General features: G+C 55.0%; 21 protein-coding genes and 1 riboswitch. Of the genes, 5 read left to right on the plus strand and 16 right to left on the minus strand.

Annotation, left to right across the window (positions count from 1 at the left end; translation table 11 throughout):
- Positions 1-3: 3 nt before the first annotated feature.
- Together cobW and IB237_RS20475 are read right to left on the minus strand one after the other, a co-directional pair.
- On the minus strand, positions 4-1,041 hold the full coding sequence (cobW, locus tag IB237_RS20470; RefSeq protein WP_192490566.1) for a cobalamin biosynthesis protein CobW: 1,038 nt from the start codon (positions 1,039-1,041) through the stop codon (positions 4-6).
- Positions 1,038-1,463: a DUF1636 family protein gene (locus IB237_RS20475; RefSeq protein ID WP_192490567.1), complete on the minus strand. Its 426-nt coding sequence runs from the start codon at positions 1,461-1,463 to the stop codon at positions 1,038-1,040. The genes cobW and IB237_RS20475 overlap by 4 nt, the downstream gene beginning before the upstream one ends.
- Before the next feature lie 123 nt (positions 1,464-1,586).
- Positions 1,587-1,800, minus strand: a riboswitch (cobalamin riboswitch).
- 135 nt (positions 1,801-1,935) lie between these two features.
- Here IB237_RS20475 and cobO point away from each other — a divergent pair.
- Both cobO and IB237_RS20485 read left to right on the plus strand, forming a co-directional pair.
- Positions 1,936-2,553, plus strand: a complete 618-nt coding sequence (cobO, locus tag IB237_RS20480) for a cob(I)yrinic acid a,c-diamide adenosyltransferase (RefSeq protein WP_192490568.1) — start codon at positions 1,936-1,938, stop codon at positions 2,551-2,553.
- Between the two features lie 11 nt (positions 2,554-2,564).
- Positions 2,565-4,022: a cobyric acid synthase gene (locus IB237_RS20485; RefSeq protein ID WP_192490569.1), complete on the plus strand. Its 1,458-nt coding sequence runs from the start codon at positions 2,565-2,567 to the stop codon at positions 4,020-4,022.
- On the opposite strand, the gene cbiB is transcribed toward IB237_RS20485, so the two are convergent.
- Positions 4,009-4,974: an adenosylcobinamide-phosphate synthase CbiB gene (gene cbiB, locus IB237_RS20490; protein WP_192490570.1), complete on the minus strand. Its 966-nt coding sequence runs from the start codon at positions 4,972-4,974 to the stop codon at positions 4,009-4,011. The genes IB237_RS20485 and cbiB overlap by 14 nt on opposite strands.
- On the opposite strand from cbiB, the gene cobD reads away from it, so the two are divergent.
- Positions 4,973-6,004 carry a threonine-phosphate decarboxylase CobD gene (gene cobD / locus IB237_RS20495; protein ID WP_192490571.1) on the plus strand — a complete coding sequence of 344 codons (1,032 nt, stop codon included), beginning with the start codon at positions 4,973-4,975 and terminating at the stop codon, positions 6,002-6,004. The genes cbiB and cobD overlap by 2 nt on opposite strands.
- Before the next feature lie 45 nt (positions 6,005-6,049).
- On the opposite strand, the gene IB237_RS20500 is transcribed toward cobD, so the two are convergent.
- The 9 genes from IB237_RS20500 to IB237_RS20540 all read right to left on the minus strand — a co-directional run bounded on the left by IB237_RS20500 (position 6,050) and on the right by IB237_RS20540 (position 15,410).
- Positions 6,050-7,327 (minus strand): L-fuconate dehydratase, encoded by a 1,278-nt coding sequence (locus IB237_RS20500; protein WP_192490572.1) that lies wholly within the window; start codon positions 7,325-7,327, stop codon positions 6,050-6,052.
- A 35-nt stretch (positions 7,328-7,362) separates the two neighbouring features.
- Positions 7,363-7,692, minus strand: a complete 330-nt coding sequence (locus tag IB237_RS20505; protein WP_192490573.1) for an L-rhamnose mutarotase — start codon at positions 7,690-7,692, stop codon at positions 7,363-7,365.
- Between the two features lie 12 nt (positions 7,693-7,704).
- Complete coding sequence (locus IB237_RS20510) at positions 7,705-8,838, minus strand: mannitol dehydrogenase family protein (RefSeq protein ID WP_192490574.1); 1,134 nt, start codon at positions 8,836-8,838, stop codon at positions 7,705-7,707.
- Positions 8,835-9,845 (minus strand): zinc-binding alcohol dehydrogenase family protein, encoded by a 1,011-nt coding sequence (locus IB237_RS20515; RefSeq protein WP_192490575.1) that lies wholly within the window; start codon positions 9,843-9,845, stop codon positions 8,835-8,837. Before IB237_RS20515 ends, IB237_RS20510 begins: the two co-directional genes overlap by 4 nt.
- 4 nt (positions 9,846-9,849) lie before the next feature.
- Positions 9,850-10,692, minus strand: a complete 843-nt coding sequence (locus IB237_RS20520; protein WP_192490656.1) for an amidohydrolase — start codon at positions 10,690-10,692, stop codon at positions 9,850-9,852.
- A gap of 5 nt (positions 10,693-10,697) precedes the next feature.
- Positions 10,698-11,711, minus strand: coding sequence for an aldo/keto reductase (locus IB237_RS20525; RefSeq protein WP_192490576.1), 1,014 nt, complete (start codon positions 11,709-11,711; stop codon positions 10,698-10,700).
- A gap of 75 nt (positions 11,712-11,786) precedes the next feature.
- A complete protein-coding gene (locus tag IB237_RS20530; RefSeq protein ID WP_192490577.1) occupies positions 11,787-12,728 on the minus strand; it encodes an ABC transporter substrate-binding protein in 942 nt (313 codons plus the stop codon).
- Between the two features lie 85 nt (positions 12,729-12,813).
- Entirely contained in the window at positions 12,814-13,836 is a 1,023-nt protein-coding gene (locus IB237_RS20535) for an ABC transporter permease (protein WP_192490578.1), read from the minus strand.
- Positions 13,837-13,844: 8 nt separating this feature from the next.
- Entirely contained in the window at positions 13,845-15,410 is a 1,566-nt protein-coding gene (locus IB237_RS20540) for a sugar ABC transporter ATP-binding protein (protein WP_192490579.1), read from the minus strand.
- A 245-nt stretch (positions 15,411-15,655) separates the two neighbouring features.
- On the opposite strand from IB237_RS20540, the gene IB237_RS20545 reads away from it, so the two are divergent.
- Positions 15,656-16,348, plus strand: a complete 693-nt coding sequence (locus IB237_RS20545; RefSeq protein WP_192490657.1) for a FadR/GntR family transcriptional regulator — start codon at positions 15,656-15,658, stop codon at positions 16,346-16,348.
- A 50-nt stretch (positions 16,349-16,398) separates the two neighbouring features.
- Positions 16,399-17,940 carry an altronate dehydratase family protein gene (locus tag IB237_RS20550; RefSeq protein ID WP_192490658.1) on the plus strand — a complete coding sequence of 514 codons (1,542 nt, stop codon included), beginning with the start codon at positions 16,399-16,401 and terminating at the stop codon, positions 17,938-17,940.
- 121 nt (positions 17,941-18,061) lie between these two features.
- Here the strand turns inward: IB237_RS20550 and purH are convergent, their stop codons facing one another.
- The 4 genes from purH to htpX all read right to left on the minus strand — a co-directional run bounded on the left by purH (position 18,062) and on the right by htpX (position 23,994).
- Positions 18,062-19,678, minus strand: a complete 1,617-nt coding sequence (gene purH / locus IB237_RS20555) for a bifunctional phosphoribosylaminoimidazolecarboxamide formyltransferase/IMP cyclohydrolase (protein WP_192490580.1) — start codon at positions 19,676-19,678, stop codon at positions 18,062-18,064.
- Positions 19,679-19,783: 105 nt separating this feature from the next.
- Positions 19,784-21,427 carry a heparinase II/III family protein gene (locus tag IB237_RS20560; RefSeq protein WP_192490581.1) on the minus strand — a complete coding sequence of 548 codons (1,644 nt, stop codon included), beginning with the start codon at positions 21,425-21,427 and terminating at the stop codon, positions 19,784-19,786.
- A 222-nt stretch (positions 21,428-21,649) separates the two neighbouring features.
- Positions 21,650-23,044, minus strand: coding sequence for an RsmB/NOP family class I SAM-dependent RNA methyltransferase (locus tag IB237_RS20565; protein ID WP_192490582.1), 1,395 nt, complete (start codon positions 23,042-23,044; stop codon positions 21,650-21,652).
- A complete protein-coding gene (htpX, locus tag IB237_RS20570) occupies positions 23,035-23,994 on the minus strand; it encodes a zinc metalloprotease HtpX (protein WP_192490583.1) in 960 nt (319 codons plus the stop codon). The genes IB237_RS20565 and htpX overlap by 10 nt, the downstream gene beginning before the upstream one ends.
- Positions 23,995-24,066 lie beyond the last annotated feature (72 nt).

A 24,066-nucleotide genomic window follows, 5' to 3' on the forward strand; every position in this document is an offset into this window, starting at 1 on the left:
GGATCAGGCCGCAAGCATCTTTTCGATTTTTGCGCGATCGATACCCTTTTCACCAATAACCACCAGACGGCTGCGGCGGGTTTCGCCTGCTGCCCAAGGGCGGTCAAAGTAATGATTGACGCGCGAACCTACTGCCTGCACCTGTAGGCGCATAGGCTTGGCGGAAACCTCGACAAATCCCTTGATGCGCAGCACGTTTTCCGCAGCGGCTGTTTCAGCGATACGGGACGCCAGAGCTTCCGGGTCACTTACCGCCGACAATTCCACAACAAAGCTGTCGAACTCGTCGTGATCGTGGTCTTCTTCCTCATCGTGATGGGTATGACGATTTTCAATGTCGTCTTCCACCGCGAGACCAAGACCGATCAGGACAGCGGGATCGATGGCGCCATTGGACGCAACAACGATCTTTGCAGCCTTGGGCAGATGTTCGCCAATATGCGCCTTAGCGCGTTCCAGACCTTCAGCATCCAGCAGATCACCCTTGGTCAGTACGATAAGGTCAGCGCAGGCAATCTGGTCTTCGAACACTTCTTCGACCGGATCGTCATGGTCAAGCGCCTCGTCATTGGCACGCTGGGCGGCAAGAGCATCCAGATCATGCGACACCATGCCTTCTGCAAGTGCAGCACCATCGGCAACGGCGATAACAGCATCCACCGTGACGCGGCTTTTTATTGCCGGCCACTGGAACGCCTGCACCAGAGGCTTCGGCAGGGCAAGGCCGGAGGTTTCGATCAAAATATGCTCCACCTTCGGCTGACGGCTGAGGATCTGCTCGATCGCTGGCTGGAAATCATCGGCAACCGTGCAGCAAATGCAGCCATTTGCCAGTTCAACGATATTTTCTTCCGGGCAGCTTTCGATACCGCAGCCCTTGAGGATTTCGCCATCAATGCCAACATCGCCAAACTCATTGACGATAATCGCAAGACGCTTGCCTTCCAGTTTTTCCAGGAGACCACGCAAAAGCGTGGTTTTTCCAGCACCGAGAAAACCGGTGACGATGGTGCAGGGGACACGGTCCAGCGAATTGCTCATGATTTTTCCTCTGTGTAATCAAATGGTGGAATACGGGCAATCATGCCGCGTTTCAAACTGTCGGGACGTCCGCGCCAAGGCATAAGACCGTCCGGCGCACTGGCAAGCAATTGCGCGCCGATCAGCAGGTCGTCAGCATCGTCTTGTGCAAGGCCGCCAAAAATATAGGACCAGCCATCAGCACTGCGAATACTGGCGCTCAAACCACGTTTGCAATTGGCAAGACAATTGACGCTACGTACCTCGATGCCAACTGCCTGGGCCTTCGCGATAGTGGCAGATGACAAAAGCGCGCCGGGACGGGGATCGGCATTCGGATCGTCCTCGCTGCGACAGTTTCGGCACACAAACACAACGACACCATCAGCGGTGCCGTCTTGCGTTTTACCGTCAGGGCAGGACGATGTTGCCGTAATATCCAAATTCGTATTCGCTTTCCGCGCCTTCAAAAAAAATCATGGGGTGCGGTTATCGAAAACGGCAATTCATCGCGATGAGAGCCAAATATTCGATCGGTTCGACTGACCGGAGCACCCCGCCCGACAGACGTATTTTCCTGAAACGGCAGGTCTCCTGGCTTGCGGCTTATGGCGCCCGTGTCGCCGCCTTCCCGAACATATGTCCAGTGGCGTTTCGGCGTGGGCTGACCGCTTACAGTTGCGGGGGCAGCCACGGACTGGCCCGTCAAATCGGGGCGGAACCGTGTTCCCTCTTAGCTTCTCCCGTTGCCGGAAAAAGACCGTCAGTGGTTTACACTTAGGCGCAACCGCTGTCGCGGTCAATGCAAAGCCCACGTGCCGCCAGCATTGCCGGGTGAGGCAAATTGGCTATAGTCGCCGCTTCACAAATAGCAGATAAGCGTTTTTTAGACATAGCAATGACAGGGATACCGCCATGACCCGCGAGATTACCGAAACTGAGGCCGAGCGTCACCGTCAAAAAATGGTCAATCGCAAAGCCGTCCAGGATGCTGAAGTCGCGGGCAAAACAGTCGAAAAGGGGTTGCTGATCGTCAACACCGGACCCGGTAAAGGCAAATCCACGGCCGCTTTCGGACTGGCATTGCGCATGCTCGGCAATGGACGCCGAGTGGGTGTCGTGCAGTTCATAAAGGGCGCCTGGGCCACCGGTGAACAACAAGCCTTGACGCTGTTTGGAGACCGCGTCGAATGGCGCACCATGGGCGAAGGTTTCACGTGGGACACTCAGGATTTGAAACGCGATGTCGCCGCAGCTGCCAAGGCATGGGCGGAAGCAAAGACGCTTATGGAAGACAAAACGATCGGACTTCTTGTCCTCGACGAGTTGAACATTGCTCTCCGCTATGAATATCTCGACCTCAACGACGTGATCGAGACATTGCAGAACCGTCGCCCCGATTTGCATGTTGTCGTCACCGGCCGGAACGCCAAGCAGCCGTTGATCGATGCTGCCGATATGGTGACTGAGATGACACTGGTGAAGCACCACTTCAAGGCTGGCGTCAAAGCCCAGGCCGGTATCGAGTTTTAGGATAAAACCACATGGCAGCACGCGTTCTGATGTTTCAGGGCACCGGCTCTGATGTCGGCAAATCGCTTATGGTCGCAGGCCTTGCCCGCGCCTTTGTCAAACGTGGCTTGTCGGTGCTGCCATTCAAACCTCAAAACATGTCCAACAATGCTGCTGTGACCGCTGACGGCGGTGAAATTGGCCGCGCCCAAGCGCTACAGGCGCGCGCTGCCGGCGTTGCTCTATCTGTTCACATGAACCCGGTGCTGTTGAAGCCGCAAAGCGAAACCGGTGCGCAGGTGGTGGTGCAGGGAAAGGTCATTGGCAATGCCAAGGCTGCCGATTACCAACATATGAAGGCAGGCCTGATGCCCCATGTGTTAGAGAGTTTGGAACGTCTCAAATCACAGGCTGATCTCGTGCTGGTCGAAGGTGCCGGCAGTGCTTCCGAGGTCAATCTGCGCGCCAATGATATTGCCAATATGGGATTTGCCCGTGCTGCCGATGCACCTGTCATTCTGATCGGCGACATTGACCGAGGGGGCGTTATCGCCAGCCTGGTTGGCACCAAAACGGTTTTGGACCTGGATGATGCCACGATGATCGAGGGATTTATCGTCAACCGTTTCCGTGGCGATCCAACACTGTTCGACAATGGAATGCGCATCATTGCCGACAAAACCGGATGGCGCAGCATAGGCCTTCTGCCTCACTTTGCCGAGGCGCAACAGCTACCGGCCGAAGACGCGCTTGGCCTGAGTGGGCCCGCCACACAAAAGCCCGGCGCAAAAATCCGTATTGCAGTGCCGATCCTGCCGCATATTTCCAATTTTGATGATCTTGATCCTCTCGACATGGAAGAGACTGTCGAACTGGTCAGGGTAAGACCCGGACAGACCATTCCAGCCGATTGCGCGCTGGTTCTCCTGTGCGGATCAAAGTCGACAATTGCTGATCTGGAAGTGCTGAAAAAGTCCGGGCTTGATATCGATATCAAGGCTCACGTCAGACGAGGCGGTTATGTGCTGGGCCTGTGTGGCGGCTATCAGATGCTGGGCAACACAATCGCCGACCCGAAGGGCATTGAAGGACCGCCAGCCACGGTCAAGGGTTTGGGCCTGCTTGATGTCGACACCGTTTTGACAGGCGATAAGCGCCTCGCCTCGGTGGCCGGTTCAAGTTTCGACGGCACTTCATTCTCCGGCTATGAAATGCACGTCGGCGTTACCACTGGTAGAGACTGCGACCGACCGTTTTCATCTGTCGATGATCACATTGAAGGGGCGATTTCACCGGCGGGGCGTGTTTTCGGCACCTACATACACGGTCTTTTTGCCGATGATCGACAAAGAGGCGTGTGGCTGGTGCGGTTAGGTGGCAGCAGTTCGACACTCAATTACGAACAGCAGATTGATGAAGTCCTTGATCGATTGGCGGCCCATATGGAAGCCCACCTCGATCTGGACGGACTTTTGGCTATCGCCCGATAACAAGAACCAGACAACCAAATAGCGCAATCAGCAATCCATCGGCGATCCGTGTCAGCTTCAACGCGCGACGAATGTCGGCGGCCGTCAAGTCACGACGTCCACCTCTGCCCATAAAACGTGCCTCAATCATCTGGCCATCATAGGAACGCGGGCCAGCAAGCGCGTAGCCCAAAGCACCGGCCAGTGCCGCTTCCGGCCATCCAGCGTTGGGAGAGCGATGATGATGCGCATCACGTTTGATGGCATTCAGCGCACGCTTGGGAGACGCATCCTTTACGAACACGGCAGCGACTACGAACAGATAACCAGTCAGACGCGAGGCTGGCAGATTGACCAGGTCATCTAGCTTGGCTGATGCCTTGCCAAAGGCTTCATAACGCTTGTTGCGGTGGCCGATCATGCTGTCTGCTGTGTTGATAGCCTTATAGGCTGCGCCACCGGGCAAACCCAACATGCCGATCCAGAAAGCGGGGGCAACGATGCCATCGGAAAAATTTTCAGCCAGACTTTCAATTGCTGCCCGGCAGACGGCCGCTTCGTCAAGCTGATCCGGGTCCCGGCCGACAATCATCGACACGGCTTTGCGACCACCTTCCAACCCTTCGGTTTCAAGTGCGACGGCAACCGCCTCGACATGCTGCTCAAGGCTTTTCTGTGCAGGCAATGCAGCGCAAACGATCGCCACAAACAAAAGGCCTAGGGGCAGAAGAAATAAAACGGACTGCACCAGCGATGCCAGAAAAATGGTCACAACCAGCAAAACAATCAACGTCGTCATACCCATGACTTTTCGTTTTGCAAAATCGTCACTCTCCCGGTTCCATTTTCTATCGAGGAGCGCAATAAACGAACCAACCCATGTCACGGGGTGCCCGATACGGGCAAAAAGCCAGTTCGGATAACCGGTGAACCGTTCGATCAGCAGCGACAGGAAGGCGAGAGCGAAAAACATGGACAGTCCAATAGCAGAAAAGATTGAGCCTGTGATCCTGCACGGTGGAAATCTTGCCCGCGCCCGTAGCCTGTTTCCACAGGCGCCAAACCCCTGGATCGATCTTTCGACCGGCATCAATCCAATTTCCTATCCACATTCGCCCATTCCGGCGGAGGCTCTTTCACGTCTGCCAGAACCGGCATTGGCAGAGGTCCTTAGAGAACGCGCGGCACGCGCCTATGGGGCAACCTCTGCTGCCCACGTTGCGGCGGCACCGGGCACGCAGATCTTGCTGCCGCTGGTTTCTGAGCTGGCAAAAAAATCGGCGAAACCAAAAGCCGTTATTCTATCACCTACCTATGCCGAACATGCCCGCGCTGCACGATTGAATGGGTTTGATGTGATCGAGACGGATGACTTTGCGACGCTTTCAACGGCGGATCTCGCCATCGTCGTCAATCCAAACAATCCGACCGGTCGCGTCATCTCGAAGTCGGACCTTTTAGCGCTGGCCACAGCACTGAAGGAAAAAGATGGCACGCTGATTGTCGATGAAGCATTTGGTGACGCTGGCGACGGTTATGAAAGCTTGTGCGGTGATGTCGATCAGGGGGGTATTGTTGTGTTACGCTCATTCGGCAAGTTTTACGGCATGGCCGGTTTAAGACTTGGCTTTGCAGTTACAACGCCGCAGACCGCTGGCCTGTTGGAAAGCCGTCTCGGTCCCTGGGCCATTTCCGGTCCCGCGCTCCACATTGCCACGGAAGCACTGAACGACAAACATTGGCAGGTGGATATGCGCCTGCACCTTCGGCAAAAGTCAGAACGACTGGATGAAGTGCTGGACGCTGCAGGCCTGACGGTATCAGGTGGCACCAATCTCTTCCGGCTGGTCCGCCATGAAAATGCCGCCAAGATTTTCAGCTATCTTGGCGAACATGGCATTCTGGTGCGCGCATTTGAAGAGAGACCGCAAGATTTGCGTTTCGGACTGCCGGGACGGCAGGAAGAATGGCAGCGGCTTCGTGATGCCTTGAAAGGCATATAAAAAAATCCCCGGTCTCGACCGGGGATCTTATTGGCTTAATCAGTATCAACCCTTGAAGGTATATTCCGCAATCGACGCGGGCTTCATTTCAATGGAGAAGCCTGGCAGTTTTGGCGGCATATAGGCAGCCTCACGGATATCGCAGGGCTCGATGAAGTGCTCATGCAGGTGGTCGACATATTCGATCACACGCCCTTCTTTGGTGCCGGAAACCACCAGATAGTCGATCATCGACAGGTGCTGAACATATTCGCAAAGACCAACACCACCGGCATGTGGCCAAACCGGAAGATTGTATTTCGCAGCAATCAACAACACGGCCAGAACTTCATTCAGGCCGCCCATACGGCATGAATCGATCTGTACGACGTCAATCGCACCTTCAGCGATGAACTGCTTGAACATGATACGGTTCTGGCACATTTCACCAGTCGCAACCTTCACATCGCCAATCGCCTGACGGATCTTGCGGTGGCCGGCAATATCATCCGGGCTGGTTGGCTCTTCGATGAAGAACGGCTTGGAGAAGGCCAGCTTGTTGACCCACGCGATTGCCTGATCAACTTCCCAGACCTGGTTGGCGTCGATCATCAGATAACGATCCGGACCAATCACTTCACGTGCAATCGTCAGACGGCGGATATCGTCTTCCAGATCACGGCCAACCTTCATCTTGACGTGGTTGAAACCGGCATCAATGGCTTCCTTGCAGAGACGACGCAACTTGTCGTCGTCATAACCCAGCCATCCGGCAGAGGTTGTGTAGCAGGGATAACCTTCATTTTTCAGCGTCTCAACACGGGCCGCTTTACCGGCTTCCGCCTTCTTGAGAATAGCCAGCGCATCTTCACGCGACAAAACGTCGGTCAGGTAACGATAGTCAACGATATCTGCTATTTCTTCTGCGCTCATATCGGCGACCAGCTGCCAGACCGGCTTGCCAGCCTGCTTGGCCAAGAGATCCCAGACGGCATTGACGACGGCACCGGTGGCCAGATGCATGGCACCCTTATCCGGACCGATCCAGCGCAGCTGGCTGTCGCTGGTCAGGTGACGCCAGTATTGACCCGGATTTTCCAAGACCTTGGCAAGGTCGGTACCGATGACGAGGTGGCTCATCGCCTTGATCGCCATGCAGCAAATGTCATTGCCGCGGCCGATGGTGAAGGTCAGGCCGTGGCCTTCCAGACCATCCGTGTCGGTTTTCAGCACCACATAGGCGGCCGAATAATCCGGATCGGGGTTCATGGCGTCAGAACCGTCAAGGCTCTGGGAGGTCGGGAAACGCAGGTCGTATACTTTAAGGTCGGTAATCTTGGTCATGGCCGGTTACTCGCGGTCAGGGAAAATAAAGGTTCTCAGTCGTGGTGGAATGTTTCTTCCATCATAGCCCACCACTCTCCATCCTTGCGGCTTTCAAGCGGTTGCTGACAGGGAATGGTGAAAGACCACCATTCCTGATTTTTGGGGTCGGCAGCGATACGGGCCATATCGGCTTCATAATCCGTGCCGTGATATTCCCAGTATCCGAAAAGCAGGTTTTCCGGCTCGCGCAGGAAGATCGTGTAGTTGCGGATATTGCTTTTGCTGATCAGTTCCAGAACTTCCGGCCATACCGCAGCATGAAGCCGCTTGTACTCCGCAATCATGTCCGGCTTGACGCCAATGACCATGCCCATGCGCTGCATTGATAACTCCTGTTACTGCTTTATGGTCGCCATTGCAGCGCGAAGACGCGTCTGCGGCAGATTGAGGCCGAGCTTTTCAGCCCACGCGATAACCGGTGCGATACGACGGCGTTTTTTCTCGTCGTGATTGCTGGCAATGTCGGCGAGCCGATGGGCGAGGTACGGGTTGAGAAAACGCTCGCGAACATGGTCCACATAGGTCTTTGCCTCAGTCCCCAAACCGTCAGCGGCAAACAGCGGCAGAACCTCTTCATGCCAGACGGCTTCAAGATCAGCACGCAGGTCCGAATCTGCCATCGCTTCGCGGACGGTCTCATGCTTGGCACGCGCATCAACCAACCAACGTTCGGCCAGATAGCTGTGACCAAGATTGAGAAGATAGAGCTTCAGGTTTTCGTAATGATCGAGATCATCGGTCAAAACGAGATGAGGGTGCACACAGGGCAATGTCAGCCCGGCCTGATTTTCAACAGCCCAGATTGCGTAGGGTTCTGCAACCGCACCAACCGGCTCAATCGGTTCCGAAACAATCCGGTCAACGAGGCTGTTGGCAAAACGGCACTTTTCCGTCAGGTAGAAGGTGAAACCAGCAGGCAGTTGCCAACTGTCGGCAAGTCCACGGACGATATCCTTCAACCGGTCGCCATTACGCGGGATCAGTTCGCAAGGGAAAATCGAGATTTCACTTTCCGGGTGAAGTTGCCAGCGCTCCAGCAGCAACAAGCACAGCTTGGCCGGAAAGCTTTTTGGAGCCCGGGTAAAATCATCAGCCAATTCGACGGTATCGTCCGAATCCAGCTCATAACCCTTGTCGCCGGTGTTTGAGATAATCACCTTCGCAACAGAGGCAATCTCGCGAACGGTCTGCCAATCCTGGTTCGCACTCAGGCCAAACGCCACAGCCATGCCACGACGCTCCTCATCAACAGCGACGCCGTTTTTCAGACCACGGATACGCACCGGATAGCCATTGGGTTTACCCAGTGCAGCGATACGTGTCGCACTCTGTGCGTTGCCTGTTGTCTGGACAATGGCAATCTTGCCAAGCGCCTTGCCCGCTTCCAGTGCTTCCGATACGAAGAGGTCGGCATGCGCCAGGAGAAAACGACTTGTCCCGAACTGCAGGATGGGAGTGGCTTCGCTCATTGAACCTCAACCATGCCTTTCACAACGCCAGCTGCCGGATCAAGCAGACCAGAAAACTTCTCCGGAACCTCTGTGAGTGTCATGCGGTGTGTGATCAAGGCATCCGGCACGCCACCGCTGCGCTGTGCAGCAATGACCCGTTCAAAATCCTCAATGGTTGCGTTTCGGCTGCCGAGCAGTGTGGTTTCCCGCTTATGGAACTCAGGGTCGTTGAAGGTAATGTCGCTGCTGACGATCGAGACCAGCACGTACGTGCCGCCGTGACCGACGAAGGAAAAACCACGCTCCATGGCCTTCGAATTGCCTGTTGCATCAAAAACAGCATCAAAGAAATCGCCACCGGTAATCTCCGACAGCCTGTCCTTGTCGCCATCGCCGAGCTGAACGGTCTCATCGACACCAAGGTGTTTCTTGCAGAAATCCAGACGGTCTGTGCGTCCGTCAATGACAGTGACGCGTCCGCCATCAAGCTTTGCAAAGACAGCAACGGCCATGCCGATGGGACCACCGCCAACGATCAAAACATTCTGGCCTTTTTCGACTTTGGCGCGGCGAACGGCGTGTGCGCCAATTGCCAAGAACTCCGTCATTGCCGCCTGATCGAGGCTCAAGCCTTCAGCCTTGAGAACGAATTGCTGCGGGACGCTGAGATATTCTGCCATGCCGCCGTCGCGATGCACGCCCAGAACTCCGATATTGCGGCAGCAATTGCTCTTGCCTTTGAGGCAAGCGCTGCAGTGACCGCAAGAGATATAAGGAATGATCGTGACGACATCGCCCTTGGCAAGGGTGCTTCCCTGCGGTGCCTCTTCCATGGTCCCGGACAACTCATGTCCCATGATACGCGGATAGGACAGATAAGGCTGATTGCCAGTGAAGATGTGCAGATCGGTACCGCACACACCAATGCGTCGTACACGCACCAGCACTTCGCCATCGCCACGTGACGGCATGTCCTTGTCAACGGCTGTCAGTGTTCCGGGAGAATCGCAGCTTATTGCAAGCATCACATCACCTGTTTTCAGAAGACGACCGTCGGGCGGTCAGATTGTAGAAAGAAACGGCGTTTCCACCGAAGACGGCATCGTGATGCTGTTGCGGCACGATATCGCGGCACATCTCCACCCAGCCGGAATAATCGCCAGCAAGCCGCAGCACAGGCCAGTCACTGCCCCAGATCACGCGCGAAGGACCGAAAAGCTCAAGGATCGTTTCCGCGTAAGGACGGACAGCCTGAGGTTTCTGATCACCGGCCTCGGTCAGCAGACCCGACAATTTGCAAGTTACATTAGGCAAGCCTGCCAATGAGGCCATGTTCTGACGCCATTCGGTGTAATGGCCGGTCGCTATCCAAGGTTTGGCACCATGGTCGATAACCACTGGAAGATCAGGATGGCGTGAGACAAATTTGAAAAGTGCGGGCAGATGTCGAGGCAAAACCAACGCGTCGAACACGAGACCACAGGCAATCATCGCACCGATTGCCGGGTCCAGCGCGGGATCATCGATCCAATTGTCGTCTTCCAAACCCTGCAACATGGGCCGAAAACCCTTAAGCACCGGATTGGCAGACAATGCCTTGATGGCCTCTACAGTCCCCGGGGCCTTCAAATCCGTCCAGCCAACCACACCTTTGATAAAGCTGTTATTGGCCGCCAGATCGAGCATATAGGCGGTGTCCGCCTCGCTCTCCATCGTCTGGACTAGAACGGTGCCGTCAATGGACTGCGCGTCCAGCAAAGGCTTCAGATCCTGAGGGGAGAAATCCCGGTAGATAGCCTCCAAGGACGGCGGAGGCCATTGGCCCTGCCGGTCCTTCATAAGCCAGAAATGCTGATGGGCATCGATCCGCATGTCGATCAAGCCTTGCCGCCAGGAACCGGTGCGCCCTCGGCAATCAGGCCGCGCTTGCGCAACTCGGCCCAGAATTCGGCAGGCACGTCTTCCTCGAACCACTCGATGTTCGAGGTCAGCTGGCTTGCGTTGCGCGCACCCGAAACCACCGTGACGGAGGCAGGATGGGCAAGAGGAAATTGCAAGGCTGCTGCCTGCAACTTGACGCCAGTGTCAGCGCAAACCGCTTCCAGTGCTTCAACACTTTTGACGATATCAGCCGGTGCATCGGCATAGTTGAACTTCTTGTTGCCTGCCAAAATGCCGGAGTTGAACGCGCCGGCGATGACGATCGCGGTGCCAGCCTTGGCGCAATTGTCCATGAAGGCGAGGCTCTGCTGTTCCAGTAGTGTGTAGCGACCGGCCAGCATGGCAACATCAACGTCGAAAACCTGCATGGCATCACGAATGACTTCCCACTCGTTGACGCCAAGGCCAACAGCCTTGACCGACCCTTCGTCACGCAGCTTTGCAAGCGCCTTGAAACCGCCGCCAGAGGTCAACTGCTCCCAGTAATGCGGGTGCTTTTCACCATGCGTCGCAGAGCCGATGTCGTGGATGTAAAGAATATCAGGTCTCAGAATTCCAAGACGCTGCTGGCTGGCGTCAAACGAACGCAAAATGCCATCATAAGAATAGTCGTAGTTCGGGCGGAACGGCAGCGGAGCGACATAGGCATCCTCCTCCGGACCGACCGTATCGTCAGGAACCATTACGCGACCAACCTTGGTGCTGACGGTGTAATCCTTGCGATCATGTTCGGTCAGCATCGTGCCGAGACGACGCTCCGAACGAGTGTAACCGTAAAACGGTGCTGTATCGAAATAACGAATGCCACTTTCCCATGCCTTGTCGAAAGCACCCTTCGATTCTTCGTAAGGTGTGACACGGTAAAGATTGCCCATTTGGGCGCAGCCAAGCCCCATAAGGGTAACGTCAACGGAGCGGCGGGGCAGCTTGCGCGTATCGGATACTTTCATCGTCTGGCACTTTCAATCAGGCGTTTGCAGGAGAAACCGGCGCGCCGCCTGTTGCGACGCGCCCTGTCTGGCAGATTAGTAAAGAACGTTCTTTGCTTCCGGCTTTTCGATGTTGTCCTTGGTGACAACAACCACACCGGTATCAACGAACTTCTCGACCTTTTCCTTGTTGAGGATTTTGCCGATTGTCTGCACGCCAAGTTCACCCATCTGGTAGGAACCCTGAACGGCAATACCGGCCAGTGTACCATCCTTGACGAATTCCTGCAGGTCCTGGTTACCGTCAAAGCCGATACCAACAACCTTGCCAGCCTTGCCGGACTGAACCAGCGCACGGCCAACACCGATTGCTGTTGGCTCATTGGCACCGAAGATGCCCTTGAGGTCTGAATTGGCAGCCAGAACGTCAGTCGTCTGGTTCAGAGCCGTTGCCATCTGCGACTGCGAATAGAACGGACCAACGATTTCCAGCTTGGAGTTTGCCTTGACGTATTCAGTGAAACCACCAACACGGCCAATTTCCGAACCGGCACCGGCAACGTAGGACATGATGGCGATCTTGCCTTCAGTGCCAACCTTTTCGATTAGCGCCTGGGCTGCAAGCTCGCCGGCCTTCTTGTTGTCGGTAGCAAGGAAAGACTGGTAGTACTGCTCGGAACCCTCAGCAAGCTGGGAGTCGATAAGTACGACAGGAATACGGGCTTCCCATGCCTTCTTGACGGCAGGAACAAGCGCGTCTGGATCCGACGGTGCAAGAACGATGCCATCAACCTTACGGTTTACTGCGTTTTCAACCATGTTCACCTGGTCAGCAATCGCAGATTCAGAAGCCGGACCCTGGAATGTGATCGTGTGACCGTTCAAATCCTTGATCGCAGCATCTGCACCCTTCTGGACGTTCTGCCAGAATGTCGAGTTTACCGTCTTGACGATAACTGCAATTTCACCAGCCTGAACGGTGGAAACACTCCACAGTGCGATGACAGATGTGAGAAGGGCAATCGAAAGTTTCTTCATCTCTTCCTCCAATTATGGGCACTCTGGCCTTTTCGGGAGAACTCCTCGTCCCCCTTGTTGTTTACGGAAAGGGTCCGCGCCCTTCTCAGCGGCGGTTACGCAACTGGTCGATCCACACGGTCACCAGAATGACGAGGCCGATGATAATTTGCTGCGTGAAGGCCGAAACACCGTTCATGTTAAGACCATTGCGCAGAATACCGATGACAAAGGCACCAATGCCTGTGCCCGAAATTGTACCAACGCCACCGATCAGCGACGTACCGCCGATCACTGCGCTGGCAATCGCGTCCAGTTCGTACATCACGCCTTCATTCGGCTGTGCGGTAACAAGACGGGACATCAGAACGCAGCCTGTCAGGCCGGCAAGCGTACCTGAAAGAATGTAGGTAAAGTTTGTGACCCGGCTGACATTGACGCCGGACAGGCGCGCAGCTTCCGCGTTTGAGCCAACAGCATAGATGTGGCGGCCAAGTACTGAGCGGTTGAGCATCAGAGATACCGCAATACCGATGACGACCATCAGGATGACCGGGTAGGGAATGCCTGGGAATACAACATTCGGGAAGCCGTCTTCGCCGATGTTGACGACACGGAACAGCGCGCCGTTACCGAGAACGCCAAAGGATTCACCGAGGCCGGACACTGCACGGGCACCGGTAATCTGCAGGGCCACGCCGCGCGCGATCAACATCATACCAAGCGTTGCAATGAACGGCGGCAGTTTGAAGCGCGTGACCAAAAGGCCATTGATGTACCCACAGACTGAACCAGTCAGAATGCCGAGAAGCATCGCGAACGGCACGGGAATACCAAGTTCCTTCACCGCAAGTGCGGCAACAACGCCGGCGAGCGCCAGTACAGATCCAACGGAAAGGTCGATACCGCCGGTGATGATGACGCAAGTTGCGCCAATACCGAGAAGAGCGATCGACGTGACCTGCAAGGCGATGGTCATGGCATTGCTAACGGTGAAGAAAGCACTGCTGGTGAGCGAAAACACGATGGTCAACGCAACAAGGCTGCCGAGCGCCGCAAACTTCTGGATGATATCCTTCTGGCGGTCGCTCAAAGACATGTTCTTTTGTTCAGGATTATTGCTGCTCATTGCATTCCTCACTGCGCCGCCGGTACATAGCCGGATGCGTATCGCATGATTTCTTCCTGGTTCGTTTCGGCCGTCTTCAAGACACCGGTGATCCTGCCTTCATGGAAGACGGCAATACGATCGGTCAGACCCAGCACTTCCGGCAATTCGGAACTGATGAGGATGACGCCAATGCCCTGTGCGGCCAATTCGTCCATGATTTTGTAAATGGCAAACTTCGCACCCACGTCGATACCGCGGGTCGGTTCATCAAAGAACAGGATGCGGGATTCGCGGAACAACCATTTACCGATGATGATTTTCTGCTGGTTACCACCGGACAGCAAACGAACGGTCTGCTCGATCGACGGCGTCTTGACGTTGAGAAGATCGACATATTTGCGGGCAATCTCATTATGCTTGGCAAAATCAATCACGCCAAACTTGCTGGAAACTGCTTCCATGTTGGCAAGCGTCGTATTGGCTGCCACCGACATTTTCACCGCAAGACCATCACTTTTGCGGTCTTCGGAGAGATAGGCGATCCCTTCGCGGATAGCATCCTGTGGGGAGCGAATATCAAGAACGCGGCTTTCAAAGGTGATCTCGCCGGAATCGAGCGGATCAGCACCAAAAATCGCACGCGCGACTTCGGTACGACCGGCGCCCATCAGTCCAGCAAAGCCGAGAATTTCACCGCGCTTCAACTCAAAACTGACATCCTCGAACACGCCCTTGCGAGTCAGTCCCTTGACAGCAAAGATAACGTCGTCGGTCGGCGCGGATGTGCGCTCAGGGAATTTTTCCTCCAAAGACCGGCCAACCATTTGGGCAACAATTTGATCGACCGTCGTGTCTGCAAATTTGGCGGTGGAGATGTACCGGCCGTCACGCAAGATGGTGACACGATCAACGATCTGCGCCATCTCATCCAGACGGTGAGAAATATAGACGATGCCGACACCGGCCCGTTTCAGGTCATGAATGACCTTGAACAGCAGGGTGGTTTCCTGCTCGGTCAGCGACGAAGTTGGCTCGTCCATGATCAGCACTTCGGCGTCCAGAGACAGGGCCTTGGCAATTTCCACCATCTGGCATTGCGCAACGGAAAGACCGCGCACCGTCTGGTCGGGATCAATATCGACACCCAGACGATCAAGACAGCGCTTGGCATCGGCGCGTAGTTTTTTGCGATCAACCCAGAAACCACGGCGTGGCTCACGCGCCAGATAAATGTTTTCCGCCACACTGAGGTGCGGAATGAGGTTCAGTTCCTGATGGATGATGGCAATGCCGGCCGCTTCGGATTCGAGCGGCGAGGAATACTGAACCTTGTTACCCTTGTGGATAATTGTACCTTCAGTCGGCTGATAAACGCCGCTGACAATTTTCATCAATGTTGATTTTCCGGCGCCGTTTTCACCACAGACCGCATGCACTTCACCGCGCACGAGATCAAAATGTACGCCCGACAAGGCCCGGACACCGGGGAATTCCTTGGTGATATTTTCGAGGCGCAGCAGGGTTTCGGCAGCACCGGCAAAGCTATCGCCGGGCATATTTCCGCCTGCGATATTGAGTTCGCCTTGTGACATCTGAGATCCTCCATGCGCAACCACGCTCCACCCGGTTGCCTTCAATTGGACGCAATGGTTAGGCCGCATTTTTTTATTGGTCAAGCCAATTATCTCAAAACTTCGAAACCGGCCTGATAGCAGAAAATTCAGAACCGTGATAAATCTATATAATTCAACATATTAAACTTATTCTTGCCTATTGTCACACTTATCGATACGGTAAGGCCAAATTCCGCGAACTTAAAATGCTTATACCCAACGAGATGATTGGCCTGACCAGACAGATGGAAACACGCCGCCTTTACCAGCAGATTGCCGATCAGATCCGTGAGTTGATCGATCAGGGTGAATTTCAGCCCGGATCGCGCCTGCCAGCGGAGCGGGAACTGGCCCAGAAACTGGGTGTTTCACGGCCGTCCCTACGCGAAGCACTGATTGCACTTGAAATCGATGGCAGCGTTGAAATTCGTATGGGGTCCGGCGTCTATGTGTCTGCGGAGCCCGCCACCACCACATGGCAAACCAAGTCGATGGGCGACAGCCCGACCGAACTGATGCAGGCGCGTGCCGCCATTGAGGGTGCAACAATTGTTTTGGCCGCAAGCCGCATTACGCCGGAAGCACTTGTCACGCTTCGCCAGTTACTGGACGGCATGAAAAAGGAAATCGATCTCGGCAAGAAGCCGCTCGATCAGGATAGACTGTTTCACATTACCATTGCTGAACAATCGCAAAACAGCGTGTTGGCCCGTATGGTGGCTGAGCTTTTTGATGAACGCCACAGTCCTATTTCCGCCCAGTTCCGCGTCCGCTTTGAGGACCGTGAAACATGGACACGTGCCCTAAATGAGCATGAAGCCATTCTGGCAGCCCTTGAAATGCGCGATCCACTGCTTGCACAAGCTGCGATGCATAGCCATCTCGAAAGCTCAAAGCAGCGCTGGATCGAGAATTGAGTAGCGCTTTTGCGCAGACATAGACCGGGAGGAGGAGAATCCCCGTGACAGTGCATGATAAAGCATTAAATTCCGAGCCAACAATCCTGCTGAATATCAACGATAACGTTGCTGTGGCCCGCAGATCCATTCCTGCAGGAAACCCGACCGGCAGGGGAGATCTTGTCGCACTCGACCTGATCGGCCGCGGACACAAGGTTGCGCTGAAGACCATCAAGTCTGGCGAAGAAGTCCGTAAATACGGTCAGGTGATCGGTATTGCCACCCAGGACATTGAGCCCGGTCGTCATGTACACCTGCACAACCTTGCCATGGTACCCTCCGAGCATGCGCACCAGTTCAGCGTCGATATCGAGGAAACCGGCATGCTGCCGGAAGCCGAACGCCGCACATTCATGGGCTACGATCGTGGCCTTGGTGGCGCTGGTACCCGCAATTACATCGGCGTCATCGCGTCCGTGAACTGTTCCGCCACCGTCTCCCGCTACATTGCCGACTACTTCAACAAGCAGGGCGGTCTGGACGGTTTTGACAACGTCGACGGTGTCGTTGCGCTGACCCATGGTGGGGGGTGTGCTCTCAACACCAAGTCGGAAGGGTACCGACTGCTGATCCGCACCATTCAGGGTTATGCACGTCATCCCAATTTTGGCGGCATTCTGCTGATCGGCCTCGGCTGTGAAACAAACCAGATTGCCCCCATTCTCGAACATTACCGGATGGAGGAGGGTGAGCGTCTGCGTACCATGACCATCCAGCAGCATGGCGGCACCCGCAAGACTATCGAAGCTGCGATTGCCCAGATCAAGGACATGCTGCCACTCGTCAATCAGGCCAAGCGCACCCCGCAGCCACTGTCCAAACTGAAACTGGCACTGGAATGTGGTGGTTCGGACGGTTATTCAGGCATTTCTGCAAACCCGGCCCTTGGTTACGCATCCGATCTGATCGTGCGCAATGGTGGCACCACGGTGCTTTCGGAAACGCCGGAAATCTATGGTGCAGAACATCTTCTGACACGCCGTGCCGTAACGCCAGCGGTTGCCGAAAAGCTGCTTGAGCGCATTGATTGGTGGCGCGACTATACCGCCCGTAACGGAGACGAACTGAATAACAACCCGTCGCACGGCAACAAGCTCGGCGGCTTGACCACCATTCTTGAGAAATCTCTGGGTGCCGTGGCCAAGGGTGGCTCGATGCCGTTGAAGGCGGTGTATGAATTTGCAGAAACCGTTACCGAACCAGGTTTCGTGTTTATGGACACACCCGGTTATGACCCCGTCGCTGTAACCGGCCAGGTTGCCGGCGGCTGCAACGTCATCTGTTTCACTACAGGACGTGGATCCGTATCCGGCTTCAAGCCCTCACCTTGCATTAAAATCGCGACCAACACTGAAATGTTCGAACACATGCAGGAAGACATGGATCTGAACTGCGGTGAAATCGTCACCGGTGTCGAAAGCATTGAGGAAGCAGGGGAACGGATTTTCGAGCGGATTCTCGCTGTTGCCTCTGGCGACAAGACAGTCAGCGAAATCTACGACTATGGTGATAACGAGTTTGTACCGTGGCAGGTTGGAGCTGTGACGTGATAGGCGTGAAACATTGAAATCGCCACGAAATGGAAAAAGGCCCGGATCTCTCTGGGCCTTTTGATTATTGCTGTACTGGGACCTCTCCCAATAAAGGCAGGGAGAAGCCGCGGCGCTATGCTTAGTGACGGAAGTGGCGCATGCCAGTGAAGACCATCGCAACGTTATGTTCGTTGGCAGCGTCGATCACTTCCTGGTCACGCATAGAACCACCCGGCTGGATGACGGCTGTAGCGCCGGCAGCAATCGCGGCCAGCAAACCATCTGCAAACGGATAAAACGCTTCAGAAGCAACCGCAGAACCCTTTGTCAGTGGTTCGGCAAGGCCAAGCGCCTTGGCGGCGTCTTCAGCCTTCAGGGCTGCAATACGTGCGGAATCCACGCGGCTCATCTGGCCTGCGCCAATACCCGCTGTCTGACCATCCTTGGCGTAGATAACCGCGTTGGATTTCACGTGTTTTGCGACCTTGAACGCAAACTTCATGTCTTCCAACTCCTGGGCAGTCGGCGCACGTTTTGTCACAACCTTGAGGTCGAGGTCTTCAACCATGCCATTATCGCGGCTCTGAACCAAAAGGCCACCGGAGACGGTCTTGGCTGCGAGGCCACGCGAACGCGGATCTGGCAGACCACCGGCCGACAGTAGGCGAAGGTTTGGCTTGCGCGCTACGATGGCCTTTGCTTCTTCCGTTACGTCGGGAGCAATGATGACTTCCGTGAACAGCTTGACGATTTCTTCGGCCGTCTGCACATCCAGCGTCTGGTTAAGCGCAATCACGCCACCAAATGCCGATACAGAATCGCAGGCGAGGGCCTTTTTATAGGCCTCAAGCATGGTTTCACCGGTTGCAACGCCACATGGATTGGCGTGCTTGATAATGGCACAGGCCGGACCGTTGGAGGCCGGAAACTCACCCACCAGCTCGAAGGCAGCATCCGTGTCATTGATGTTGTTGTAGGAAAGCTGCTTGCCCTGCAACAGCGTTGCTGTGGCAACGCCGGGACGCTTCTCCCCGGTCAGGTAGAAGCCCGCGCTCTGATGTGGGTTTTCACCATAACGCATCTTTTCTTTCAGGACGCCACCAATTGCGCGGTAATCAGGTGCTTCAATTCCCAGCGCATCCGCGAACCAGTTGGATATCATCGCGTCATAGGCAGCTGTGCGAGCATAGGCCTTGGCAGCAAATTTCTGGCGCAGCGCGTAGGTTGTCTGGCCGTCATCAGCCTTCAGTGCATCCAGCAAAACGTCGTAGTCGGACGGATCAGTGATAACTGTCACATAGGCATGGTTCTTGGCGGAAGCGCGGATCATGGCCGGGCCACCAATATCGATATTCTCAACCGTTGTCGGGTAATCACCGCCCTTGGCGCGAACTTCCTCGAACGGGTAGAGATTGATGACGGAAAGATCGATGCCTTCGATACCGTGATTTGCCATGGCAGCGACGTGATCGGCATCATCACGGATCGCCAGAAGACCGCCATGCACATTCGGGTGCAGGGTCTTGACGCGGCCATCCATGATTTCCGGAAACTTCGTGACGTCAGAAACGTCGGTAACCGGTAAGCCAGCATCGGCAATAGCCTTCGCGGTTCCACCTGTCGACAGAAGTTTCACACCCATTGAAGCCAGTGTGGTGGCAAGTTCAATGATGCCGGTCTTGTCGGATACGGACAAAAGTGCCGTGCGAATTTTGACTTTATCCGGGGCGGGGATTTTCTTGGAAACAACAGCCATCGGCTTACTCCGTATAGGCAGGAAAATCAGCCGGAAGCAGAGACCGGCGGTTGGGGTCGCGTTAGCACACCTTCCCACGGGAATAAACACGAATCAGGCAGTCATTCAGGCCTTACGGTCTAAAAACCAGCGTATTTCGCGTACTTCGGGAACCTCGAAAGCTACTTCAATCTGTTGCGAGCGGCGTGGGCCGGACACATTTGCCATGAAGATATCATCGGTAATGGCAAGCGCTCGGCCGGGAACTGAGAACTGCCAGCGGGTACCATCAGGTGCAGTCAGAACTACAGTTTCATCATTGAACTGGCTAAGTTCGATCAGGGGATGAACATGGAAGCGCGCAACAGCCAGCAGGCTTTCAGGAATATGTTTGTTGTTCTTGCCCCCCACAGAGACGATGTCACGACCCCGGATACGTGTTCCAGCCTCGTTCATGTCCACTTCGCGCTCATGCAGGTAACCAAAATCGGCAACATAACCGTCATGCGTTGCGGAAACGATGTCGTTTTTATTAGGCCCAGTCGTGCGGTTGACCGTCACCTCGCGGGTACCTTGCACCATGATTGGTCCGAGAAATGCTGAGCGGGAAAATCGGCATGACGACGTATCGGCCAAGGTCACAGTTGAATGGGCCGCCGTGGAGCGTGCCAGTTCTTTCAGTTCGACACTGCCATTTTCCGGAGAACCCGAATTGACGATAAAGCGATAACGCCCTGCAGACATTTCAAAAGACAGGCAACCGGCATGGGCGGTTGATGACAGCTCAACAGACAAAGCCCGGCCAGTGTCAATCAGCACAGTTGTGTCTCCGGCTACCAAGCGCTGATAGGCCATGTCAGGCAGTTCACGCGTCGTTAGCCCAGCCGTGTCGTCATACCGCAGTACAGCCGCCAGTTCGTTGGCCAGCGTGCTCGTGGCGCCGTTAAACAGACCCAGATCACCATCTTGATGCCTGAAAAACCGCAGTGCCGGAAATATTCGGTCAATTGCGGAAACAAGCCCGGACGGAACAGTGTGTCCGAGATTAATATAGCTGTGACGCAGCGGCAGCAGATCCAGCAGCAGATCGAGAAGAACCCGCGGATTGCGTGAAACATGGCCACCATCCGGAAGGATCTGACGTTCCATTTCACGACTTAATCTTCTGGCCTGACGCGACACCCAGGATTGTTTGCCAGACATACAGATTGAGGCGATAGCCAGTGCAATATGTATTCGCAGGCGAGTTTCACCATCGGGCGCAAAGCGGGCGATCATGCCGAGATAACGCACGTGAAAACCCAGTGTCTTCATGAAGCGGCGATAGAAACCACTCTCGGCGTCATTCAGTACAACAGGAGAATGCGACAGGAGCGCAATCAACCGTCTGGCGGCAATGTCCGGCTCCCACGCCAGACCACGCGCTTTTCGCCCGTGCAGCGCCATCCATTCGGCCACCAGTTGGCGGGCCTTTGCGCAGCATTCATTTGTACGGTGAGCACGAATATGCCGCAACCATTCAAAGGAATAGAGGCTCTCTGCAAAGGCCTGACTTGGCAATTCATCCGCAAAAACCGAGACGCCATCCAGTTCGTAGATCCGGCCAGCCAGAACGATACGACCGTTCAGCAATTCTTCCGCGACGAACGGATCAACGGCGCGTAAATCTGTCGGTGCTGCAACCAGCCCATCAGGCGCAGACACCCCGGGTATCAGGACCATACGCAAGCCGGCAACCCGTATACGCGCACGACGGTAGAGGGTTTTCATAAAAAACCCTGCACTTCCGTAACCGTTGGAGTTAGACCCTGCCAAACCGTTTTTCCCGTCTATACGGTCTCATGCCTGATTTTAAGGATTTGCACACGAAACAAATAATTTAGCAATCAATCACATGATTCGTGATTGATTGCATAATCTTTTTAAGACACGGAATTTCAAGAAAAAAATCCGACGTCAATTTTTCAGAGGAGGAAATCCGGCGGGCTTTGCTTATTTTCTACGCAGCACGGTGGCAAAAAAACCATCGGTTCCGCCAAGCATATCAGGCGTTGTGCGCAAATCGCCCTCGCCATTGACCGCAGCTTCCAAACCTGGCCAATTTTTTTTGTCCACAGGCACACGTTCCACATCGGTGCTGTCTTGCAGCACGCGGGAAATCATGTGCTCACCCTCAAGAGGGTCAAGCGAGCAATTGGAAAACACCAGAATGCCACCTGGCTTCACCAGTGAAATGGCGTGGCGCAGCATTCTCTCCTGGAGCCCGGCGAGCTTTTCAATGTCTTCCGGTCCCTTTGTCCATAGAACATCAGGATGTTTACGCAGGGTTCCTGTTGAAGAGCAGGGCGCGTCAAGCAGCACCACATCAAAAGGTTCATCTGTGGTGAACGTCAACAGGTTGCTTTCAACCGTATTGGCTGCAAAGCCGAGACGCTCCAGATTGCCGCGAAGTCGCTTCAAACGGTTGCCCGATTGATCGAGAGCCGTCACGTCGGCTCCAGCCAAAACAAGCTGTGCTGTCTTGCCACCAGGAGCCGCGCACAGGTCAACAACCCTTTTGCCTTTGATGTCTCCCATCAACCTGACTGGAAGGCTGGCAGCTGCGTCCTGCACCCACCACTCACCCTGCGTGAAGCCCTCAAGATCAGGGATCTGCCCGTCAAAGGCGCCAAGACGTACAGATCCCGTAGCCAGTACGTGACCGCCAAATTTCTCTGCCCAGATTTCAGGATTGGATTTCACCGTAACGTCGATGGTCGAAGGCCAAAGCTGTGCCTGCGCAATCTGCTCGGCTTTGTCGCGACCATAGGCAGAGACCAACCGGCCAAAGAACCATTCAGGCAGCACCGGCACAGTAGAGATCCGTTCCTTGATCTCCTCCTTTTCCCGGCCGAGACGACGCAGAAGGGCGTTGACCAGTTTTACGAAACGTCGGTTACGAGGGTCGCGATGGGCTTGCTCTACGGCAAGATCGACAGCAGAATGGTCGGGCACATCAAGGTAAAGCATTTGCGTCACACCAACCACCAGAACGTGATGCAGCGACCGCGCGCCTGATGGCAAAGGATTATCCAGCAACATGGATATCGCCGCATCAATACGCGGCAGGTGACGAAGGGCTGTATTGATGATGGCACGCACCAGGCCACGGTCAGCAGCATTGAGCGCCCTATAGGCCGGATTGCCTGTTTCAGCATCCAGCATGCCATCAAGCGATGTCTTCTTATCGATGACAGCAGACAGGATTTTGACAGCAGCATTGCGGGTTTCTAGGCCCGGCTTGGTGTCAAACTGCTGTCCACCGTCCTGATCGCTACCTGCTCTTGGATTGTCACGCCGTTTGTTGCGGTGAGGTGTTTTTTTGGCGTGTTCTGCCGTCAAGACCATGGTCCTTTGCGTTCATTGTTTCCGCCCCGTCCCCAGCCGGTGGAGGGTACAGAACGTGTCTTACGCTCGGCATTAGCACTTGTGGCTGCTGGCGTCGATGGCTGGGAAAATTCGCTTGCCATTGTCTGCAGCGCAGCGACACGATTTTCTGTATTCGGATGCGTGGAAAACAGGTTGTCCATTCTCTCACCGGATAGCGGGTTGATGATGAACATATGCGCAGTCGCCGGGTTGCGTTCGGCATCCTCATTGTGCAGACGCTGTGCAGCGCCAGAGATTTTCTGAAGCGCTGAGGCCAGCCATAAGGGATTGCCACAAATCTCGGCACCACGACGGTCAGCGGAATATTCGCGCGTCCGGCTGATCGCCATCTGAACAAGCATGGCCGCCAGTGGCGCAACAATCATAGCAACCAGCACGCCAATGAAACCGAGCGGATTGTTGTTGTTGCGATTGCCACCAAACAGAAACGCAAAGTTTCCAAGCATGGAAATAGCACCGGCAAGGGTTGCCGTAATCGTCATGGTTAAAGTGTCACGGTTTTGGATATGGGCAAGCTCGTGGGCCATGACCCCTGCAACCTCTTGCGGGCTCAACCTTTGCAGAAGGCCTGTAGAGGCGGCCACAGCTGCGTTTTCAGGATTGCGGCCCGTAGCAAAGGCGTTTGGTTGCTCGCTCTCGTAGATATAGACCTTCGGCATTGGCAGGCCGGCATTCTGCGATAGATCGCGGATCATCGTAAAAAACTCTGGCGCGTTGCGCTCATCAACCTCCTGGGCGTGATAAGCCGACAACACCATCTTGTCCGAGTTCCAGTAGGAAAACAGGTTCATACCCGCCGCGATGACAAGTGCGATCATCATGCCGCCCTGTCCGCCAATCAGAAAGCCGACCCCCATGAACAAGGCTGTCATGAAGGCAAGAAGCATGGCAGTGCGCGCAAGATTCATCCGTTGTCTCCATTTTACGATGTGTTCGATACGGCCATTTGCCGTTCGATTGTTCCTCGTGTAATTTGGTTA

It is taken from the genome of Agrobacterium sp. AGB01 (genome assembly GCF_014851585.1).
In the GTDB taxonomy this organism is placed as follows: Bacteria; Pseudomonadota; Alphaproteobacteria; order Rhizobiales; family Rhizobiaceae; genus Agrobacterium.

What these genes read in the sequence shown, in the direction of transcription:
- IB237_RS20530 (WP_192490577.1), bottom strand. Translation starts at nt 12,728, where the DNA reads ATGAAGAAACTTTCGATTGCCCTTCTCACATCTGTCATCGCACTGTGG.
- IB237_RS20515 (WP_192490575.1), bottom strand. Translation starts at nt 9,845, where the DNA reads ATGCTTGCAATAAGCTGCGATTCTCCCGGAACACTGACAGCCGTTGAC.
- IB237_RS20560 (WP_192490581.1), bottom strand. Translation starts at nt 21,427, where the DNA reads ATGAAAACCCTCTACCGTCGTGCGCGTATACGGGTTGCCGGCTTGCGT.
- IB237_RS20525 (WP_192490576.1), bottom strand. Translation starts at nt 11,711, where the DNA reads ATGAAAGTATCCGATACGCGCAAGCTGCCCCGCCGCTCCGTTGACGTT.
- IB237_RS20485 (WP_192490569.1), top strand. Translation starts at nt 2,565, where the DNA reads ATGGCAGCACGCGTTCTGATGTTTCAGGGCACCGGCTCTGATGTCGGC.
- IB237_RS20565 (WP_192490582.1), bottom strand. Translation starts at nt 23,044, where the DNA reads ATGGTCTTGACGGCAGAACACGCCAAAAAAACACCTCACCGCAACAAA.
- IB237_RS20510 (WP_192490574.1), bottom strand. Translation starts at nt 8,838, where the DNA reads ATGAGCGAAGCCACTCCCATCCTGCAGTTCGGGACAAGTCGTTTTCTC.
- purH (WP_192490580.1), bottom strand. Translation starts at nt 19,678, where the DNA reads ATGGCTGTTGTTTCCAAGAAAATCCCCGCCCCGGATAAAGTCAAAATT.
- cbiB (WP_192490570.1), bottom strand. Translation starts at nt 4,974, where the DNA reads ATGTTTTTCGCTCTCGCCTTCCTGTCGCTGCTGATCGAACGGTTCACC.
- htpX (WP_192490583.1), bottom strand. Translation starts at nt 23,994, where the DNA reads ATGAATCTTGCGCGCACTGCCATGCTTCTTGCCTTCATGACAGCCTTG.
- IB237_RS20535 (WP_192490578.1), bottom strand. Translation starts at nt 13,836, where the DNA reads ATGAGCAGCAATAATCCTGAACAAAAGAACATGTCTTTGAGCGACCGC.
- cobO (WP_192490568.1), top strand. Translation starts at nt 1,936, where the DNA reads ATGACCCGCGAGATTACCGAAACTGAGGCCGAGCGTCACCGTCAAAAA.
- IB237_RS20540 (WP_192490579.1), bottom strand. Translation starts at nt 15,410, where the DNA reads ATGTCACAAGGCGAACTCAATATCGCAGGCGGAAATATGCCCGGCGAT.
- IB237_RS20545 (WP_192490657.1), top strand. Translation starts at nt 15,656, where the DNA reads ATGATTGGCCTGACCAGACAGATGGAAACACGCCGCCTTTACCAGCAG.
- IB237_RS20500 (WP_192490572.1), bottom strand. Translation starts at nt 7,327, where the DNA reads ATGACCAAGATTACCGACCTTAAAGTATACGACCTGCGTTTCCCGACC.
- IB237_RS20505 (WP_192490573.1), bottom strand. Translation starts at nt 7,692, where the DNA reads ATGCAGCGCATGGGCATGGTCATTGGCGTCAAGCCGGACATGATTGCG.
- cobW (WP_192490566.1), bottom strand. Translation starts at nt 1,041, where the DNA reads ATGAGCAATTCGCTGGACCGTGTCCCCTGCACCATCGTCACCGGTTTT.
- IB237_RS20520 (WP_192490656.1), bottom strand. Translation starts at nt 10,692, where the DNA reads ATGCGGATCGATGCCCATCAGCATTTCTGGCTTATGAAGGACCGGCAG.
- cobD (WP_192490571.1), top strand. Translation starts at nt 4,973, where the DNA reads ATGGACAGTCCAATAGCAGAAAAGATTGAGCCTGTGATCCTGCACGGT.